The following is an 18,775-nucleotide window of genomic DNA, read 5'->3' as shown; positions in this document are numbered from 1 at the left end:
GATTTGATCAAGGGCTTACTTGGTTATTAGTCCTTGATATGAATGAGTAAATATTGAGTTGTCTGGTCCCAGCCTAAATCAAATGGAACACGGTAGCGATCGGCTGTGTGTGAATTGACCAGCGGATAACCGTTACTGTCATAGCCTACGAATATGGAAAAATGATCGACATTCCCCTCCAGCATGTAAGCAATAAGATCGCCAGGGACTAGCTTGGCAATGGCTCCTTGAGGATGTTTGATCGTTCGTTTCACGATATCAGAGAAAGTTCCAGTTGTAATTAGGCTGGCATAGCCGTTATAGAGGAGAAAGTCTTTGAATCGATCTGTTTGAATCCATGCACGGCTCCCACCCTCATGAAGGATGTATTTCCACTGTTCGGTCATCGCGAGCCCGCCACCTTCTAGGGGGTCACCAATGACTTGTGAGGAGAAGTTGGTGCAGTCCCCACCTAGATACGTGTAATCGCGGTATTTGGTATTGTATTTTCCATTATTCCCAGTTCCCCATGCTGCACCTGCATATTTCGTCGCATAAGCGATAGCTTGCTCTCGATTGAACCGCTTTTTTTGTGCAGCACTTTGAGTGTGTTGCGAGTGACGGATGATGTCTGGGTTTGGAAAACCAGCAATGTGCTCCGGAGCGATTAAGTCGGGATTCTCGTCCATTGGGTCGAGATACCACTCACCAATTACTTGCCAGCCGTTTGCTGCATGTCGAAGGGTAAGAGCATGACGTGTACCCACTCCGAATGACTGGACGGCAATATCTGGACGTTCTTTATATTGATACGAGATTTTACTCGTTTGGAATAGAGCGACTTTGACGGTCGATCCTTCTTGATTGTAACGAGTAAGATTGATGCTCGCTGTTGCGTCGGTCAGCACGATACCTCTTTTTTCAGCCCAAGTTATTAGGTAGTGGGTACGATGCAATTCTTGCTCCATAGCACCTTTACTGGTTGCATTTTTCGAATCATAGTAGGGTTGAATTGCGCTAGGGTCACCGCTTTTAATAAACTGATTGCGTGCAGCATACAAGTTCGCCAGAAAGTTTGTTACTTCTTGTTTATCGGCTTGTGGTGCTGTATATGCACGAACGGAACTAGCAGATATTATCGATGTAAGCATCATCATGATGCATAAGTGGATCATTGTCTTTTTCATGATTTAACCTCGTTATCTAAGTCATGATAGCTAAAGGTTAGGATTGCCGTTCTCGTCTATTTTTATCAAATGAAAAGAGCCCTCCACGTAAATGTGAAGAGCTCTTACTTATAGGCATGGATAATATTTAGCGTTTAGCGAAGAATGATAATTTCAACTCGGCGATTCTTAGAGCGATTTTCCGCGGTATCATTATCTGTTTTAGGGACGGTATCTGCATAGCCTGTCGCGACAAATTGAGTCGGATTGAGGTTATTCTTCTGCGTTAAGTAACGAAGCACGTTCAGTGCGCGCTCACTAGATAGCCCCCAGTTGTCTCGAAACACGGAACCTGTAGCAACCGGTACGCTGTCCGTATGTCCTTCGATGGACACTTTGTTCTTTAGTCCTGGAAGCAGTGTTGCCAGCTTGTTCAGAATGTCGAAGGCAGGTGGTTTGAGTACGGCTTGTCCAGAGTTAAACAGGAACACATCATCAAGTGTAATTGCAATGCCGCGTTTGGTGTCGGCTACGTTAATTAGCGCATCCAATTGATGCTCACTGATGTAAGTGTCGATCTTGTTCTTAAACTCTTGCAGTTCTTTCTCTTTCTTCTCGTGCTCAGCCTTGTCCTTGTCGTTCTTCTGATCCATCTGATCGGTCTGTTTCTGATCTTGATTGGAGTTCGTATTGCTCATCTTGCCTGCAATCCCGTTATTCTTCGGGAGGAATGTCTCCGCTTGTTTGAACTGGTGCTGTAGGGCGGAAGCGAGCACGTCGTACTTACTAACATCAACTTTACTCATCGCATACATAATGATAAAGAATACGAGGAGTAAAGTAATTAAATCGGCATATGTGATTAACCACCGTTCATGATTGACGTGTTCTTCAGCTTTTTTTTTATTTCTCCTCACCTTCAAGAGCACCTTCTTCCGGTTGGTTCTTTGTAGCTTTTTTGTCACTAACGAAAGAAGTCAATTTCTTCTTGATTAATTGTGGATTTTCACCGGCTTGTAATGCCAGAATACCTTCTAACATTAATTCCATCTCAGCGATCTGCTCTTTGGAGCGGATTTTAATTTTGTTCGCGATTGGCAAGTAGATCACATTCGCACTAAGTACGCCGTAAAGTGTCGCTGTAAAGGCAACCGCAATTGCAGGTCCGAGTGATCCTGGATCATCCAAATTTCCAAGTACGTGAATTAGTCCCATTACCGTACCGATAATTCCCATTGTTGGCGCGTAACCACCTGCTGCTTCGAATACTTTGGTCATGCCATCACCTTTATGTTCGACAGCATCGATTTCAAGTTCTAGGATCTGACGTGTCAATTCAGGGTCAGTACCGTCAACAACCATTAATAATCCGTCTTTGAGGAAAGGATTGTCATGTTCTTGTGCGCGCTGCTCAAGTGCGAGTACGCCTTCACGGCGGGCAACAGTTGCCATCTCTACGATCTCTTCAATATTCTTAGATGAATCGCGTTTCGTTTCTTTAAATGCAACCCCAAGTGCTTGTGGAATTGTTTTGAGGACGTGTAGGGGAAAACCTACTGCTACCGCTCCGAAAGTTCCTCCAAATACAATAATAATTGCGCTCGGAATGAATAGTGATGAGAGATGTCCTCCATCCATAAGGTAGCCGCCGATAATGCCGCCTAAACCCAATAGTAATCCCAGCAGTGTTGTCAAATCCACTCGTGTACCACCCCTAGATCATCGTATGTGTACTTCATTGTTCACTCTTTGTTTGCAACAAAAAAGAAAAAAATGTATAATTTAATGAGAACAAACATTCTATTTCTTTTCTATTAGAATGCATAGTTAATTATCGGAAGTTCGATGTTAAAAGTTTATAGAGAAAGCCGGAGGAATTCGATGAGTGAATCTACGTTAAGCCAAAAGCCGTTTAAGCTGGTATCCGATTTTTCACCGCAAGGGGATCAGCCGCAGGCCATTGAAGAGTTAGTACAAGGGGTTCAAGCTGGCAAGAAATATCAGACACTGCTGGGTGCAACAGGCACAGGCAAGACGTTTACCGCTGCACAGGTTATTGCGAAGTTAAACAGACCAACATTGATTATAGCGCATAATAAAACTTTAGCCGCACAACTGTGTTCGGAGTTCCAAGAATTTTTCCCGGAAAATGCAGTTTCCTACTTCGTGTCCTACTACGATTACTTCCAACCGGAAGCTTATATCCCATCTTCAGATACTTACATCGAGAAAGATTCCAGTATTAATGAAGAGATTGACCAACTGCGCCATGCTGCAACAGCATCCCTTTTCGAAAGAAAAGATGTTATTATCGTTGCGTCTGTTTCGTGTATTTATGGTCTAGGTTCGCCAGAATCCTATGGATCATTGTTATTAGAAGTGCGAGTAGGTCAGGAGAAGTCACGTAATGAGATTTTGTCTAAATTAGTTGATATTCAATACGCACGTAATGATCTGAACTTTGTGCGCGGAACTTTCCGTGTTCGCGGTGATGTCATCGAAATATTCCCGGCATCGTTTAATGAGCAAGCATTTCGAGTGGAAATGTTCGGCGATGAAATTGAGCGTATTACAGAAATTGATGTACTAACAGGCGAAATCATAGGTGACAAAGACTACCTCGCAGTCTTTCCAGCGTCTCACTTCGTAACGGATGAAGTATCGATGAAGAAAGCGCTAGTGAATATCGAGCAGGAGCTCGAAGACCGATTGAAGGAGCTTCGAGACAATGGCAAGCTGCTTGAAGCACAGCGTCTCGAGCAGCGTACACGATACGATATTGAGATGATGCAGGAAATTGGCTTCTGTTCGGGAATTGAGAATTATTCAGGACCTCTGACGTTCCGTGAACGGGGAGCGACTCCATATACCTTGCTTGATTACTTCCCGCAAGATTGGCTCGTTATGGTCGATGAGTCTCACGTTACCCTGCCGCAAATTCGCGGGATGTATAACGGAGACCGCGCACGTAAAGAAATGTTAGTAGAGCATGGATTCCGTCTGCCTTCCGCACTGGATAACAGACCGCTTCGATTTGAAGAATTCGAGAATAAAGTGGGTCAGATGGTTTGTATCTCTGCGACACCAGGTCCTTATGAATTGGAGCATTGTCCTGAGATGGTCCAGCAGATCATTCGTCCGACAGGACTTCTTGACCCGATTATTGAAGTGCGTCCGACTAAAGGGCAAATTGATGATTTACTAGGTGAAATTCATGATCGGATCAAGAAGGCAGAACGTGTGCTTGTTACAACATTAACGAAGAAGATGTCAGAAGACTTAACGGACTACTTGAAGGAAGTCGGTATTAAAGTCCGTTACTTGCACTCCGATATTAAGACATTAGAACGGTTGCAAATCTTACGTGAACTGCGCTTAGGCGTATTCGATGTGCTGGTAGGAATCAATTTGCTTCGAGAAGGATTGGATCTACCCGAAGTGTCATTAGTCACGATTCTTGATGCGGATAAAGAAGGTTTCCTTCGTTCGGAACGCTCTCTGATTCAAACCATTGGACGTGCGGCTCGTAATTCCAATGGTAAAGTCATCATGTATGGAGATAAGATTACCGATTCGATGGAGAAAGCGATTGGGGAAACCGAGCGCAGACGCAGTATTCAAGAAGCTTATAACGAGAAGCATGGCATCACACCTACGACGATTGCTAAGAAGGTACATGCTGTAATTGAATCAACTAAAGTTGCAGAGTCCAACGCAGAATATACAGCAGAAGTGAAAGCACAGAAGCTGTCGAAGAAAGAGCGTAAGGCAGTAATTGAACGGTTAGAAATTGAAATGAAAGATGCGGCGCGTAACTTGCAATTCGAACGTGCAGCACAGCTTCGTGATGCGTTATTAGAATTAAAAGCAGAGGGCTAGGAGAGGGGCGTAGCTTCATTGGCTAAAGATCAGATTGTCGTTAAAGGCGCACGAGCGCACAATTTAAAAAATGTAGATGTCACGATTCCACGTGATAAATTTGTCGTATTAACAGGGCTAAGTGGCTCGGGTAAGTCGTCACTCGCCTTTGATACGATTTACGCAGAAGGACAAAGACGCTATGTAGAGTCTTTGTCCGCGTATGCGCGTCAGTTCTTAGGACAGATGGATAAGCCTGACGTAGACTCGATTGACGGGTTGTCACCTGCAATCTCCATTGATCAGAAGACAACAAGTCGTAACCCACGTTCAACAGTAGGTACGGTGACGGAAATTTACGATTACTTGCGTCTATTATTCGCACGTATTGGTCGTCCGCATTGTCCGACTCATGGAATTGAGATTACGTCCCAATCTGTGGAACAGATGGTCGATCGAATCATGGATTATCCGGAGAAGACGCGGATGCAAATCTTAGCTCCGCTTATTTCGGGACGTAAAGGTGAACATACGAAATTGTTTGCAGATATTCAAAAGCAAGGTTTCGTTCGTGTGCGTGTAAACGGCGATATTATGGATATATCTGAGAAAATTGAGCTTGAGAAAAATAAGAAACATACAATTGAAGTTGTTGTCGATCGTATCGTTGTGAAACCAGATGGGGCGTCACGTATTGCGGATTCCCTGGAGACAGCGCTGAAGTTATCAGGCGGTCAAGTACTGGTGGATGTGATCGATAAGGAAGAATTGATGTTCTCGCAAAACTTGGCTTGTCCAGTCTGCGGGTTTTCCATCGAAGAGCTGGCTCCACGGATGTTCTCCTTCAACTCGCCTTTCGGTGCATGTGGCGAGTGTGATGGGTTAGGGCAGCAGTTAATCGTTGATCCAGATTTATTGATCTCGGATTATTCGAAGACCATTGCAGACGGAGCGTTTGAAGCATGGGCAGGAGCAACTTCGAATTATTATCCGCAATTTATTGCGTCGGTTTGTGCGCATTATGGCATTGATAAGGACATTCCAGTGAGTGAGATTTCGGAAGAGCAAATGAAGATTCTTCTGTACGGTACTGGTGGAGAGAAGGTTCGCTTCCGTTATGAGAATGATATGGGTGCTTCCAAAGAAGCGTTAGTTCCATTCGAAGGGATTATTCGTAATTTAGAGCGCCGTCACCGCGAATCTTACTCCGAAGCGATGCGTGAACATATTCAATCCAATTATATGAGTTCGAAGAGTTGTCCGAAGTGTAAAGGGCAGCGCTTAAAGCCAGAGACTCTTGCAGTGACAATTAACGGTAGCAATATTGCACACGCAACATCATTATCCATTGGTGATGCGCAGGCATGGTTCGACGAATTGGATTTAACCGAAAAAGAAGCGACGATTGCAAACCTTATTTTGAAAGAAATAAGAGCGAGATTAGGATTCCTTGTGAATGTGGGTCTAGATTATTTAACACTGCATCGTGCGGCAGGAACTTTGTCTGGGGGAGAAGCACAGCGTATTCGCTTAGCTACACAGATAGGTTCATCATTAATGGGAGTTCTGTATATTCTAGATGAGCCAAGTATTGGACTTCATCAGCGTGATAATGATCGACTCATTAAGACACTTGAGCACATGCGTGATCTTGGTAATACATTGATTGTTGTAGAGCACGATGAAGATACGATGATGGCAGCCGACTATATCATTGATATTGGACCAGGTGCAGGTATCCATGGTGGTCATATTGTGGCACAAGGTACACCTAGTGAAATCATGGAGAATCCGAATTCTTTAACAGGTCTATATTTGAGTGGCCGCAGATTCATTCCTGTTCCACTAGAGCGCCGTAAGCCGAATGGTAAGTGGATCGAAATTAAAGGCGCTAAAGAGAACAACTTGCGTAATGTATCGATGAAAGTGCCTTTAGGTGTGTTTACTTGCGTAACAGGGGTATCCGGATCAGGAAAGAGTACACTCATTAATGAGATTTTATACAAAACTCTAGCCCATGAACTAAACGGTGCGAAGACACGTCCAGGTCAGTACAAAGAGATTTTAGGTCTTGAACATGTGGACAAGGTTATTGATATTGACCAATCACCTATTGGTCGTACTCCACGCTCTAACCCAGCGACTTATACAGGTGTGTTCGATGATATTCGGGATGTATTTGCTGCAACAAATGAATCGAAGATCCGTGGGTATAAGAAAGGTCGATTCTCCTTCAACGTGAAGGGTGGTCGTTGTGAATCTTGTCGCGGTGATGGGATTATCAAGATTGAGATGCACTTCTTGCCGGATGTGTACGTACCTTGCGAAGTATGTAAAGGAAAGCGTTACAATCGTGAGACGATTGAAGTGAAGTATAAGGGCAAGAGTATATCCGATATTCTGGATATGACGATTGAAGATAGTTGTGAGTTCTTCAAGAACATTCCGAAGATCCACCGTAAGGTAACGACTTTGCTTGATGTAGGTTTGGGCTATATGAAGCTCGGTCAGCCTGCGACTACACTTTCCGGAGGGGAAGCACAGCGTGTGAAGTTGGCTGCTGAATTGTATCGTCGCTCCACAGGCAAGACGATCTATATCTTGGATGAGCCAACAACAGGTCTACACATTGATGATATTGATCGCTTGTTGATCGTTCTGCATCGTCTTGTTGAGAATGGGGATAGTGTGCTAGTTATTGAGCATAATCTTGATGTCATTAAGACGGCTGATTATATTATCGACTTAGGTCCAGAAGGTGGTACTCGCGGTGGTATGATTGTTGCCTCGGGAACACCTGAGGATGTAATCCGTGTAGAAGCTTCTTACACAGGTAAATACTTAGGTCCAGTGCTAGATCGTGATCGTCAGCGGACGATAGCGCTCAGGGAGCAGGCAGCGGAGCTTGCTACTACGGCAACAACTTAGTGTTGATGATCAAGTCATGATTTTTGCACAATAAACAGCTAAGTTAATAACGGACTGTCTCATGGAGTGATGAACTTGATGAGACAGTTCTTTTTGCATATCGCCGAGACTCATTTTACATAATCTGCTATAATTGCGTTAGAGGTGGAGAAACGTGGAATATGGGCATCGTAAGTTTGAGTCGTCAATTGGCGGACAGTTGCTGTTACCGAAGTACGTGTTTCATGGAACGACAAGTAGTGTGCTCCCCGCAATGAGCGGCAGACTGCTGAATTCGAAGTATTGGCGTAAGACGGATCGAGATTTTGGAGCTGCATTCTATACAACGATTAGTTTCAGGCAAGCAGCAGATTGGGCAATCAGACAAGAGATGTATCAAATTGGCGCAGTAGGTTGTGTGGTCAAAATACATATTCATCCGGAATTACTGCCAAATGAGTTAAAGGGTCTCGTATTTGCAGGTGAAACGAACGAAGAATGGATCCGATTTATTGTCGATCATCGGTATGATTGTGATGAAGAAGGCTATGATCCTTGTGGAGAAGCGCATCCATCGCTCATTATTGGTCCGATGGCAGACAATAAAATTGATGTTGTACGTGCTGAATTTGCAAAACAGCAATCGAACTTGAATAATAAATATAATTGGTTTTACCAATGGATGACTCGTGAATATACTGATCATAGAAGATTGGATGCGATGGAACTGGGTAACCAGATCGCCTTTTGCAATGAAGCATTGAATGACGCCCTCACGTTGGAATCTTACTTTCAATATGATGGCAAGCGGAAGGAGTGGATTGAATATGGCACATCGGAAGCTGACACCATTTGAGGAAGCGATACGTCAGGCGTTAATTGATTACCATTGCGATGAGGCAAAGGCGAAGCGTATTATTCAGACGTATTTACCTGTCATACGCAGACTGGATGATCGACATGAAAGTGCGCGTGTATTGGCACAGCGATACATGCAAGCAGCAGATCAAGGCGTACGTGTGGAAGAATGGCTTCATCATATTGAAGCGACAGCGGCGAAGTATGGCGGAGCAGCCTATACACCTGCAAAGCCTGTAAAGCGAGCAACCAAAGCACGTAAAGTAACCCGCACAACGCGCGTCCGTAACAAGGCGGAATTAAGCGCATTAGCAAGCCCAACTCCTGCTCTAGATGCGAAGAGCAAGCGTGCGATGTCATAAATGAAAAAATAATTAAAAACCAGCCATCGGAATTGTTCCGACGACTGGTTATTTTATTTGAGTTGAATATCTTCACCCTTAGATTGCTTCAGATAGGAATTGATCCAATACGTGACGTAACCCTGTTGGGTTGCTAATCATTGGGAGATGACCGCTGTCTAGTGTACGAATGTGCTCTGGTTTGAGGTTAGCGATCATTTTCTTTTGCATGGTTGCATCGAATTGTCTATCCTTGCTTAATTGTACATACAACTTCGGAACAGGCGGAGGTGTAACGTCGATTGTGTCTGTATACACTCGGATGGATTCAGGTGCAAAGCTTTGCACGATTTGAGCAGCTTGAGCTTCGGATAGATCATTGCATAGACCACTGCGAATAGCGGATTCTGGTGGCTTCGTACCCATCTTGCGTATGATGAGCGACATAATCATGCGCTTCGGGAAAGGAAGAATCGAGAGGAAAGATCCGCCTTTCTTCGGGATAGCTGCGCCTACTGCAACGAAGCCAACAAGACGATCAGACAATGATTTAGCAACTTCTAGTGCTAGAATGCCGCCGAGAGAATGAGCCACAAGAACAATGCGCTTGACGCCCCATGCATCGATTTGTTGTTTGATATCACGAACATAGTCCATTAGAGTAAGATCCTTACGTGAAGCATCTTCTGCTGCACGCATCGGTAAATCAATGGACAAAGACGGATACTGAAAATCTGTTGCAACTTCACTCCAAATGCCACCATTCAAACCCGCCCCGTGAATAAATACGACGCCAACTTGTTCTTTCTTTTGCTCCAATTTTTCCATGTTTCATTCGCTCCTTATTGTTAACGTTGTGTTGTTTGTTGAATTCATCATAACTTATAAATAAGACAAATCTTGTCTTGTTTAAATGGTATAATTAACAAAATTAAAATAATTAAAAAAAGGTCGTGATCACCGTGCTAAAATCCCAACGACTGATTCAATTAATTATAATAATCAATGCGAAGAAGTCATTCACGGTACAAGAACTAGCGGATGAATTTGGCTTGTCTACCCGAACGATTACACGTGATTTACAAGAATTGAGCGAGCTTGGGGTTCCGGTCTATTCGGTTCAAGGTCGAGGAGGCGGGTATCGATTGCTTCAGGAGCGTATTCTACCTGCCATCTCATTCTCTGAACATGAAGCTGTGGCGATGTTTATTGCTTGCCAGTCACTTCAGCGAATGGGTGCACTGCCTTTTGCAGAGGAAGCAGATTCGGCATTGAATAAGTTCTATCACTATTTACCGGCGGATGTGCGAGATCAGGTAGATCGGATGAAGGGAAAGGTAGCGATCTGGAGTCCGAAGCGTAGTAATATGTCTTCTTCCATATTGCGAACACTATTGAAAGCCGTGATGCAGCAAGTCGCTGTGACCATTAAATATAGAAGTGCGAAGGGAGTAGGCTCCCGAGACATTCAACCGATTGGGTTATACGCCAGTCAAGGTTATTGGTACTGTCCTTCATTTAGCTTTAAGCATGAGCAAGTAAGGCTTTTCCGCGTAGACCGGATCGAGAGTGCTGTACCCAATACATCCATTCCATGCCGTCAAGAGGTAGGGCAATGGGACTTGTGGAGCACACCCGAGCAGAGTCACCAATCGTTAGTTACAATGACCGTCGAACTAACAGCCAAAGGTGCACATGAGCTCGAATCAGATGAGTACTTCGGATCTTCAATTGTGCAGCAAGAAGACGGTCGCCATATAGCATCGATCCAAGTGTCGGCAGCAAACTTAAACTTCTATAGTAACTGGATCTGGCGACTTGGAGATAACGCACGAATTATCGAACCTCAGAAAGCAATCACCTATACGCAGCAAAAGATCGAATCGATGCGGGTGCAGTATAGTGGGTCGTAGAATAAAATGAAAAAGCATCCCCTTCACGTTTACGTGAGTCAGGATGCTTTTTCATTTATTCTGGCTGTCACCTAAAGGGACAGCCTTATTTTTTTGCAGAGCCGAGTAATGAGTCGGAACGAAGGAGAAAAGTAGCAACTGCGAGTAAGCTTTCAATGAAGAGCGTGATCAACAAAGTTAAACGAAAAAGAAAGAGGTACTGGAGGAGCGAAGCGTTCGCCTTTGAAATCGTGAAAATACCACTTGGTCAATTCAATATTCACGATTGAGACAGCGACCGGAAGTACCTCTTTCTCTGCAGTGACCCAACTTGTTGATCACGCTTGCCCCGCAAACGAGCTTACTTTTTTCACAGTAAAGCAACCTTTTTACGAGGCAAGGATCTGAGTGAGTTGCTCCTGAAACGCCGCCACTCCCACACGCGTGTAGAACTGGTGGAAAGTTTCTTCTTCACTGCGATTTTCTTTGTAATATAAAATTAGTTGCGCGAGCACAGGACCGACTTGATCACCGACAACGCGACCTTTTAGTACTTTGTTAAACTCGGCACCAGGACCGAGAATACCGCCTACAGCAATGTCGAACGCATCGACCATGCCCTCAGGTGTTTTTACAAGTGAACCTTGCAAGCCGATGTCAGCAATTTGCTTCTGACCACAAGCATTCGGACAACCGACAAAGTGAATGCGAATTTCTTCATCGAGTTCAACATTAGCATCCAAGTATTCGGCTACGCGTACAGCGCGTTCTTTCGTCTCAACGATTGCGAGGTTACAGAATTCATTTCCTGTGCAAGATACCGTGCGGCTAATGAAATGTTTCGGAAACGGGGTTAGACGTTCTAACACAGGCTCGCGAAGTACTTCCTCTACACGATCATTCGGAATGTCAGGCAAAATAATATTTTGCGACATCGTCGTACGAACGACGCCTTGACCGTATTCATCAGCAATACGTGCAAGCTCCGTGAATTCTTCAGCATTTAGACGTCCCACTGGAACGCTAAGCCCAATATACGACAAGCCATCTTGCAACTGAGGATGAACACCATCAAAGTATGCAGCTTTCCAGCCTTCTGTCTTATCCTCACCGCGTGACGGCATTTCACCTATGAGTTCAATCAGCTTCTCAAGGAACTTCTCAGGCCCCCAATCTGCGACTAGGAACTTAAGGCGAGCATGATGGCGCTTTTCCCGATAACCATAATCACGGAAAATCGTTGTGATGCCGACTGCGACCTTTAGTACTTCTTCTGGCGTTACGAATAAATCCAATTGTTTCGCAAGATGTGGTTTCGCAGACAAACCGCCACCTACCCACACATGGAATCCGATCGTCTCCACACCATCAATGACTTTGACCGCAGGCGTATATGCTAAGCAGTTAATTTCGGCATGGGCCGAGTTGAAGGAGCTTGCAGAAATCGACATTTTATATTTACGAGGCAGGTTAGAGAAATCGCGGTTCATTAAGAAGAAGTCATTCACTTCTTCCACAAGCGCGGTAGTGTCCATCAATTCATCCGGATCAATTCCGGCAAGAGGATTGCCAACAATCGTCCGTGGGCAGTCACCACATGCTTCATAGGAATATAAGCCCACATCTTCTAATCTTTTAAAAATATCAGGTAGCTGCTCAACCGTCAGCCAGTGGAATTGAATCGCTTGGCGAGTCGTAACATCAACCAAACCCCGTCCATAATCTTGGGCAATCGAAGCTAATCCACGAACTTGAGCCGTGGTCATAATGCCAGAGTTAATCCGTACACGCATCATGAAGTAGCCGTTGCCTTTAGGCTTCTGCTCGTATACACCTGCCCATTTGAAACGATTTAAATCATCTTCAGGTATAGATGCATATCCTTCAAGTGCGTACTTTTCAATAATCGTGCGAATGACATCAAGACCATCTTTTTCAAGTTTCACCAGCTCCATCTTGTTTAACTTGGACGTATCTTGCGCCCAGATTGGGGTTTGACCCATCTGTAACTCCTCCTCCAACAGCAACCAAATTTATTAATTCCGATAGAAATAGTAAGAATATACTTATGAACATACTACCACACCCCTAAACACCAGTAAATTGATTTTTCTAAAAATAGGTATAAGGATTTTTGAAGGAAAGCTATAACAAAAGTTATAAATGTAGTGAGAAAAATGTGAATAATCGTGACAAATTTGTTACACCCGTTATAAATACATTGCATCCATGGAAAGTTCAAGATAACATAGGGTTAAAAGCTGGAAAAGTATGTGTTTGCATAGTTGAAGGGGAGGAATTACCAATGTTTTTAGCGGCAGAAGAAGTAGCTCAGAGCACATTCAGCGCCTTTGATCCATTCGTGCTTGTTTTGACAGTGCTGATCGCTTTCGGATTTATCCGTCTAGTCATAGCGCCTAAGAAAAATAAGTTTGCAATTGGCTTTGCATTCGTGAGCTTGGCTGTATTTGTTTTCATGGATGTAATTATGATTAAAGGCTGGTAAGTACATAAATAAGCAAGATAAGGCGGAATCCTTGGGAATGAATCCTGAGGGTTTTTTTGCGTTAATATAGCTTTTCTTATGACAAATAAAAAACCCTAGGCTAAATGCCCAGGGTAGTAAATTTATAAGAGCTTTTTAAAGTTCGATCGTCATACTTTTTCATTGTCATCCATAGCTGTTTGGCTGATAAATTCGGAACTCCTGCATTAATGCGGCTGATTAAGGTGGCTCCACGCTTGTTCATGCCTTCCTCTACTGTATAGAAAAGGTTAATGCCAAGCTCCTTACCGATGGAGATCGTATCCTCACTGTACTCGCCATAAGGGAACGCGAGAATGGAACGCGTATTGCTAACTTCTTTTTTCAAAAGTTCTTCGGCCATCATCAAATCTGCCTTGATGCGGGCTCGGTATTCCTCGCGGGTTTCACCTTGTTTATGTTCGCGATTGTATGCAGGGCTGGCGAGTGCACCAATTTTCGTGCCAGCGTCATCGATGTTGATTTTGCGATGGTGATCATAGGTATGGCTGTAAAAACTGAATCCTTTGCTGCGCATTTCTCTGATCTGATCCCATGTCATATGGGGAATGATCTTCGAATTGTAAATGTCAGTTGACTTCACAATAACGAAGTTGGTTGCGGTGACGTTATATTTTTGCAGGATCGGATAAGCATTCTGATAGAAGTCTTCGTATCCGTCATCGAAAGTAAGGACGACGGCATTATCGGGAATCGTTCGTATCTTGCCTGACATATAGTCTTCGAATTGTTCAATGGAGATGATGTTATAACCCTGATGAAGGAGCATTCGGATATGGCTTTCAAAATCAGCCGATGATAGCGCGAACGGTTGTCCGGAGTCTTTGATTTCATGATACATCAAGACGATCGCTTGATTACGATAATGCACTTTGCGCATCGGTTTATTCTTGAGCGATTTGAGGGTTTCACTGAATGAAACATTCGTGAAAGTGACTTGCAGGTTGTCGTCTACAGATACTGGATCAGGTGAGGGGGTTGCCTGTTTGTTCTGGCAAGCCGCTGCGACTAGCATCACCATGATGAGCAGTAAGAGCAAACAAAGTTTGCGCATTGTTCCATCTCCCCTACTTCTTGGAGTCTACGAAATTCATCATCATGATTTTTGTGAAATATAAGAAAGTAGGAGTGGTTATGCACTTTCGATAAATATTTCATGAGAAGCACTTGCCACCCGGGGTGGACGGCAAGGATGCTTCTACTTTTGTATGACGAAATGGATCGAATTGACTCATAAATTAATAGAAATTTCCGTAATAAATCTTATCACATCATTAAGTGATGCGCACTATGTTTCTACCAATTCCCTGACCTTCTAGTATATTGGTAAGTTTGGAAGGTAATTCTTCTAATGTTACTTCATTGGGCGTCGCTTCGAGAGCGGCAATAGGTTTCCATTCTCCGGCTAAAAGATTCCAGATCTTGCTTCGCAGCGGATACGGGCATTGCACGGAGTCAATGCCGAGCAGCGCTACCCCTCTTAAGATAAAGGGGTAGACGCCAAGGCTGGCAAGCGATGCTCCGCCAGCAAGCCCACTTGCCGCGACCGCACCGCCATAGCGCGTCGTCTTCAGCACGTTGGCGAGCATTTCGCCGCCAACCGGATCAACCGCGGCAGCCCAGCGCTCACGCGCGAGGGCGCCGGGGATCGGCCGCGCGATCTCCTCGCGCGGCACGATTACTTGCGCGCCAAGTCCGCGCAAGTAATCATGAGCTGTCACCGTATCCTTCCCGGTGACAGCCGCTACTTCGTAGCCGAGCCCTGCGAGCAGGGCAACGGCTACGGAGCCGACGCCCCCGGTGGCACCCGTCACAAGGACGGGGCCGTCTTCGGGGGCAAGCCCGTGCTGTAGGAGGCGATGCACAGAGAGCGCGGCGGTGAAACCCGCCGTGCCTAGCGCCATCGCCTCCTGCAGCGTTAGTCCGCTGGGGAGGGGAACGACCCACCCAGCGGGAACCCGCGCCACTTCGGCATAGCCACCGAAGTGAGAGACGCCCAGCCCGTACCCGGTCACGAGTACGGGGTCGCCTTCACGGAATCGCGTGTCGTGCGATTCCATGACCGTCCCGGCAAGGTCGATGCCGGGGATCATCGGGTACGAGCGGAGAATCCCGCCGCCAGAGGTTCCCGCAAGACCGTCTTTATAGTTAATGCTAGAGTAAGCGACACGGATCGTGACGTCGCCCTCTGGCAAATCAGATAGAGGTAGATTTTTCAAATCGAGTGAAACATCAGCTTCATTTTTATCAACAACAAGTGCACGAAATGTAGTAGTCATTGGACGTTCTTCCCTTCTGAACTGTTATTGTCAATCAAGTGAACATCTTCACAAATAGTATAACAAAATACCATTATATTTTCATATATGAAGCTTCGGACTGTGATAGAATGAGAAGGTCGCTTTTATGCAGGTTTGTATGATCGCGCGTCCACGAAATTGGACATACTAGATTTAGAAAGTTAAGGTTTCACGAAAGGAAACGAAATCAAATGTCATTACGAACTACGTTAAATAAACATGATATCGAATTACTTGCCCCAGCAGGGGATTGGGATTGTATGCGTGCGGCGGTTGCCAATGGCGCGAATGCGATCTTTTTTGGAGTAGAGAAATTTAATGCTCGCGCTCGTGCGAACAATTTTAAGATGGATGAGCTGCCTGAAATTATGGCGTTCCTACATCTATATGGTGTTAAAGGCTTCCTAACGTTCAACATTCTTGTGTTTGAAGATGAGCTGAAGGATGCGCAATATTTAATTGAAGCTTGTATTGATGCAGGTGTGGATGCAGTTATCGTTCAAGATCTTGGTGTTGTCAAAATGATCCGCGAGCTGTCCCCGGACTTCCCGATTCACGGTTCTACGCAAATGACGATCACGTCGCCAGAAGCGGTCGAATTTACGAAGCCTTGGGACATGGAGCGTGTCGTACTCGGTCGTGAGAATAATTTGAAGCAGATCAAAGCGATTGGTGATCAAGCGAGACTTCCAATGGAAGTATTCGTTCATGGTGCGCTTTGCGTATCTTACTCGGGTCAATGCTTAACATCAGAGATGTGGGGCGGTCGCTCTGCAAACCGTGGGGAATGTGCACAAGCATGCCGCTTGCCGTATGATCTGATGGTCGATGGCGTGCATCAGCCGATGGGTGATGTGACGTACTTGCTTTCTCCGAAAGACTTGGCAGCAGTTAGTCTAGTGCCAGAACTAATTGAAGCAGGCGTTACTTCTTTCAAAATTGAAGGTCGTATGAAAACGCCGGAATACGTGGCGAACGTGGTAAGTAAATATCGCAAAGCGATTGACCTTTATTTTGAAGGATCAGATGAAAGACCATCTAAGGAAGATATTCGTGAATTGCAGCAGAGTTTCTCTCGCGGCTTTACGAATGGATTCTTAACAGGGACGAACAACAAGCAGCTTGTTGACGGTACATTCCCGAAAAGTCGTGGGGTTTTCCTTGGCCGCGTAAGTAAGATTCTAAACGATGGTGTCGTGCTGGAACTTGAAGCACCGCTGAAGCGCGGCGATGGCATCGTATTCGACGCAGGTGATCCAACACAGAAAGAAGAAGGCGGTCGTGTATACGATGTACGCCGCAACGGTGTGAAGCTCGAAGAGGAAGCACAAGACGGCGAAGTGGAGCTTATTCCAGGACGCAGTAATGTAAACCTCAACCGCGTGCATGTCGGAGATAAAGTATGGAAAACGAACGATCCAGCACTCGACAGACGTCTGCGTGCAACGTTCGAACGTGAGGGTCCCTTCCGAATTTCACCTGTTCATATTAAAGTGCGTGGGAAGCTAGGCGAACCGCTTCAGACGTGGTGGACAGACATCGAGACAGGATACACCGTGCAAGTGGATTCCGAATTGATGCTGGAAACGGCACAGAAGCGTCCAATGAATGACGAGTTGTTCACGGAACAGTTAGGTCGTTTAGGTGGTACTGTTTATGAATTAGAAAGTTTGGATGCACAGCTTGAAGGCGATCTGATCGTGCCGATGCGTGAGCTGAACGGGCTACGTCGTAAAGCGGTTGAACAATTGGAAGATGCACGCGAAGTACCGCGTGCGTATGTGAAGAATACACATGGCAATGAGCCATATAACGTATATGCAGATGCAGCGAAATCGGAGCAACAGCCGAACCTTCTGCACAACCGATCTGCAGCAAGATTGACGGCGCTTTGCCGGAATATCGATCAAGTGCATGCCGCACTCGAAGCAGATATTGATCTGGTATATGCAGACTTCGAATTTATTAAGCAGTTCCCTGCAGCAGTGGAAGCTGCGCGTACAGCAGGCAAGCGTATTGCCCTTGCAACGCCGCGTATCCATATGCCAGGAGAGACAGGCTACTTCAATAACATTCTGAAATTGAAGCCTGATGCTGTCCTTATCCGCAATACAGGAGCTTTGTACTACTTTATGAAATATGGCGCAGAGCACCCAGAAGTGCAAATGCCTGAGCTGATCGGGGACTTCTCCTTGAATGTCGCGAATCATAAGTCAGCGGCATTGTTCTTACAGACAGGATTGTCCAAGATCACGCCTTCGTATGATTTGAACATTCAACAGATGGTGTACTTGCTGCAGCGCTGTGAGACGGCGAAGACAGAGGTCGTGATTCATCAGCACATGCCGATGTTCCACACGGAGCACTGTGTATACTGCACATTCTTAAGTGAAGGAACAGACTTTACGAATTGTGGTCGTCCTTGTGAAGAACAGCGCGTATCGCTTCAAGACCGAGTAGGGATGTCGCATCCGGTTCGTGTAGATGAAGGTTGCCGTAATACGGTGTATAACGCGATCGATCAATCCGGTGCAGAGTTTATCAACTACTTCATGGAGCTTGGCGTATCTTCGTATCGTGTAGAATTCTTAGAGGAAACACCGGATAAAGTCAGTGAAGTGTTGGACTTGTATAACCGCGCTATTGCAGGGGAAATTACGGGTAACCAAGTATGGAAACAACTTAAAGCAACGAATCAATTAGGGGTTACACGCGGGCAGCTTGTGAAATGGGGCCGTGTGGATTCCATGGAATAAAGGGTCACATTGAACCGTCTGGGCAACCAGGCGGTTTTTTTGTAAGTAATTGGATGTGAGTAAACGCCGCGTAAAACTAAACTTTTTTACATAGAAAACCGACATTATATCATATATAAACAAGGCGTTAGTGCAATTCAATTCACTAGAGAGAAATATAGTTAAAATGAGGG

General features: G+C 45.1%; 14 protein-coding genes. 7 read left to right on the top strand and 7 right to left on the bottom strand.

Features of this window, described 5'->3' with window-relative positions:
• Positions 1-26 precede the first annotated feature (26 nt).
• The 3 genes from NV379_RS20310 to NV379_RS20300 all read right to left on the bottom strand — a co-directional run bounded on the left by NV379_RS20310 (position 27) and on the right by NV379_RS20300 (position 2,846).
• Positions 27-1,166 (bottom strand): amidase domain-containing protein, encoded by a 1,140-nt coding sequence (locus NV379_RS20310; protein WP_258209175.1) that lies wholly within the window; start codon positions 1,164-1,166, stop codon positions 27-29.
• 134 nt (positions 1,167-1,300) lie between these two features.
• Positions 1,301-2,062 (bottom strand): flagellar motor protein MotB, encoded by a 762-nt coding sequence (locus tag NV379_RS20305; protein ID WP_258209174.1) that lies wholly within the window; start codon positions 2,060-2,062, stop codon positions 1,301-1,303.
• Entirely contained in the window at positions 2,049-2,846 is a 798-nt protein-coding gene (locus NV379_RS20300) for a flagellar motor protein (protein ID WP_258209173.1), read from the bottom strand. Before NV379_RS20300 ends, NV379_RS20305 begins: the two co-directional genes overlap by 14 nt.
• A 180-nt stretch (positions 2,847-3,026) precedes the next feature.
• Here NV379_RS20300 and uvrB point away from each other — a divergent pair, with 180 nt between their 5' ends.
• The 4 genes from uvrB (at position 3,027) to NV379_RS20280 (ending at position 9,130) form a co-directional block, all read left to right on the top strand.
• A complete protein-coding gene (uvrB, locus tag NV379_RS20295) occupies positions 3,027-5,024 on the top strand; it encodes an excinuclease ABC subunit UvrB (RefSeq protein ID WP_258209172.1) in 1,998 nt (665 codons plus the stop codon).
• A gap of 18 nt (positions 5,025-5,042) precedes the next feature.
• Positions 5,043-7,931, top strand: coding sequence for an excinuclease ABC subunit UvrA (gene uvrA, locus NV379_RS20290; protein ID WP_258209171.1), 2,889 nt, complete (start codon positions 5,043-5,045; stop codon positions 7,929-7,931).
• A gap of 154 nt (positions 7,932-8,085) precedes the next feature.
• Positions 8,086-8,766, top strand: coding sequence for a DUF3990 domain-containing protein (locus tag NV379_RS20285; protein WP_258209170.1), 681 nt, complete (start codon positions 8,086-8,088; stop codon positions 8,764-8,766).
• Complete coding sequence (locus NV379_RS20280) at positions 8,738-9,130, top strand: hypothetical protein (protein ID WP_258209169.1); 393 nt, start codon at positions 8,738-8,740, stop codon at positions 9,128-9,130. Before NV379_RS20285 ends, NV379_RS20280 begins: the two co-directional genes overlap by 29 nt.
• A gap of 78 nt (positions 9,131-9,208) precedes the next feature.
• Here the strand turns inward: NV379_RS20280 and NV379_RS20275 are convergent, their stop codons facing one another.
• Positions 9,209-9,937 (bottom strand): alpha/beta fold hydrolase, encoded by a 729-nt coding sequence (locus tag NV379_RS20275; protein ID WP_258209168.1) that lies wholly within the window; start codon positions 9,935-9,937, stop codon positions 9,209-9,211.
• A 134-nt stretch (positions 9,938-10,071) separates the two neighbouring features.
• Between NV379_RS20275 and NV379_RS20270 the strand changes: the two genes are divergently transcribed.
• Complete coding sequence (locus tag NV379_RS20270) at positions 10,072-11,022, top strand: helix-turn-helix transcriptional regulator (RefSeq protein ID WP_258209167.1); 951 nt, start codon at positions 10,072-10,074, stop codon at positions 11,020-11,022.
• A gap of 368 nt (positions 11,023-11,390) precedes the next feature.
• Here NV379_RS20270 and NV379_RS20265 read toward each other — a convergent pair whose 3' ends face one another.
• Positions 11,391-13,004, bottom strand: coding sequence for a nitrite/sulfite reductase (locus NV379_RS20265; protein ID WP_258209166.1), 1,614 nt, complete (start codon positions 13,002-13,004; stop codon positions 11,391-11,393).
• Positions 13,005-13,306: 302 nt separating this feature from the next.
• Here NV379_RS20265 and NV379_RS20260 point away from each other — a divergent pair, with 302 nt between their 5' ends.
• On the top strand, positions 13,307-13,507 hold the full coding sequence (locus NV379_RS20260; RefSeq protein ID WP_258209165.1) for a hypothetical protein: 201 nt from the start codon (positions 13,307-13,309) through the stop codon (positions 13,505-13,507).
• Between the two features lie 100 nt (positions 13,508-13,607).
• Here NV379_RS20260 and NV379_RS20255 read toward each other — a convergent pair whose 3' ends face one another.
• Positions 13,608-14,600 carry a polysaccharide deacetylase family protein gene (locus NV379_RS20255; protein WP_258209164.1) on the bottom strand — a complete coding sequence of 331 codons (993 nt, stop codon included), beginning with the start codon at positions 14,598-14,600 and terminating at the stop codon, positions 13,608-13,610.
• A 220-nt stretch (positions 14,601-14,820) separates the two neighbouring features.
• Positions 14,821-15,825, bottom strand: a complete 1,005-nt coding sequence (locus NV379_RS20250; RefSeq protein ID WP_258209163.1) for an acrylyl-CoA reductase family protein — start codon at positions 15,823-15,825, stop codon at positions 14,821-14,823.
• Between the two features lie 212 nt (positions 15,826-16,037).
• Here NV379_RS20250 and NV379_RS20245 point away from each other — a divergent pair, with 212 nt between their 5' ends.
• On the top strand, positions 16,038-18,602 hold the full coding sequence (locus tag NV379_RS20245) for a U32 family peptidase (protein ID WP_258209162.1): 2,565 nt from the start codon (positions 16,038-16,040) through the stop codon (positions 18,600-18,602).
• The last annotated feature ends 173 nt before the right edge of the window (positions 18,603-18,775 follow it).

This window comes from Paenibacillus radicibacter (assembly GCF_024721995.1).
Lineage (GTDB): Bacteria > Bacillota > Bacilli > Paenibacillales > NBRC-103111 > Paenibacillus_AM > Paenibacillus_AM radicibacter.
Note: the sequence above shows the minus strand (reverse complement) of the source record. Positions and strands in the feature narration are given on the sequence as shown.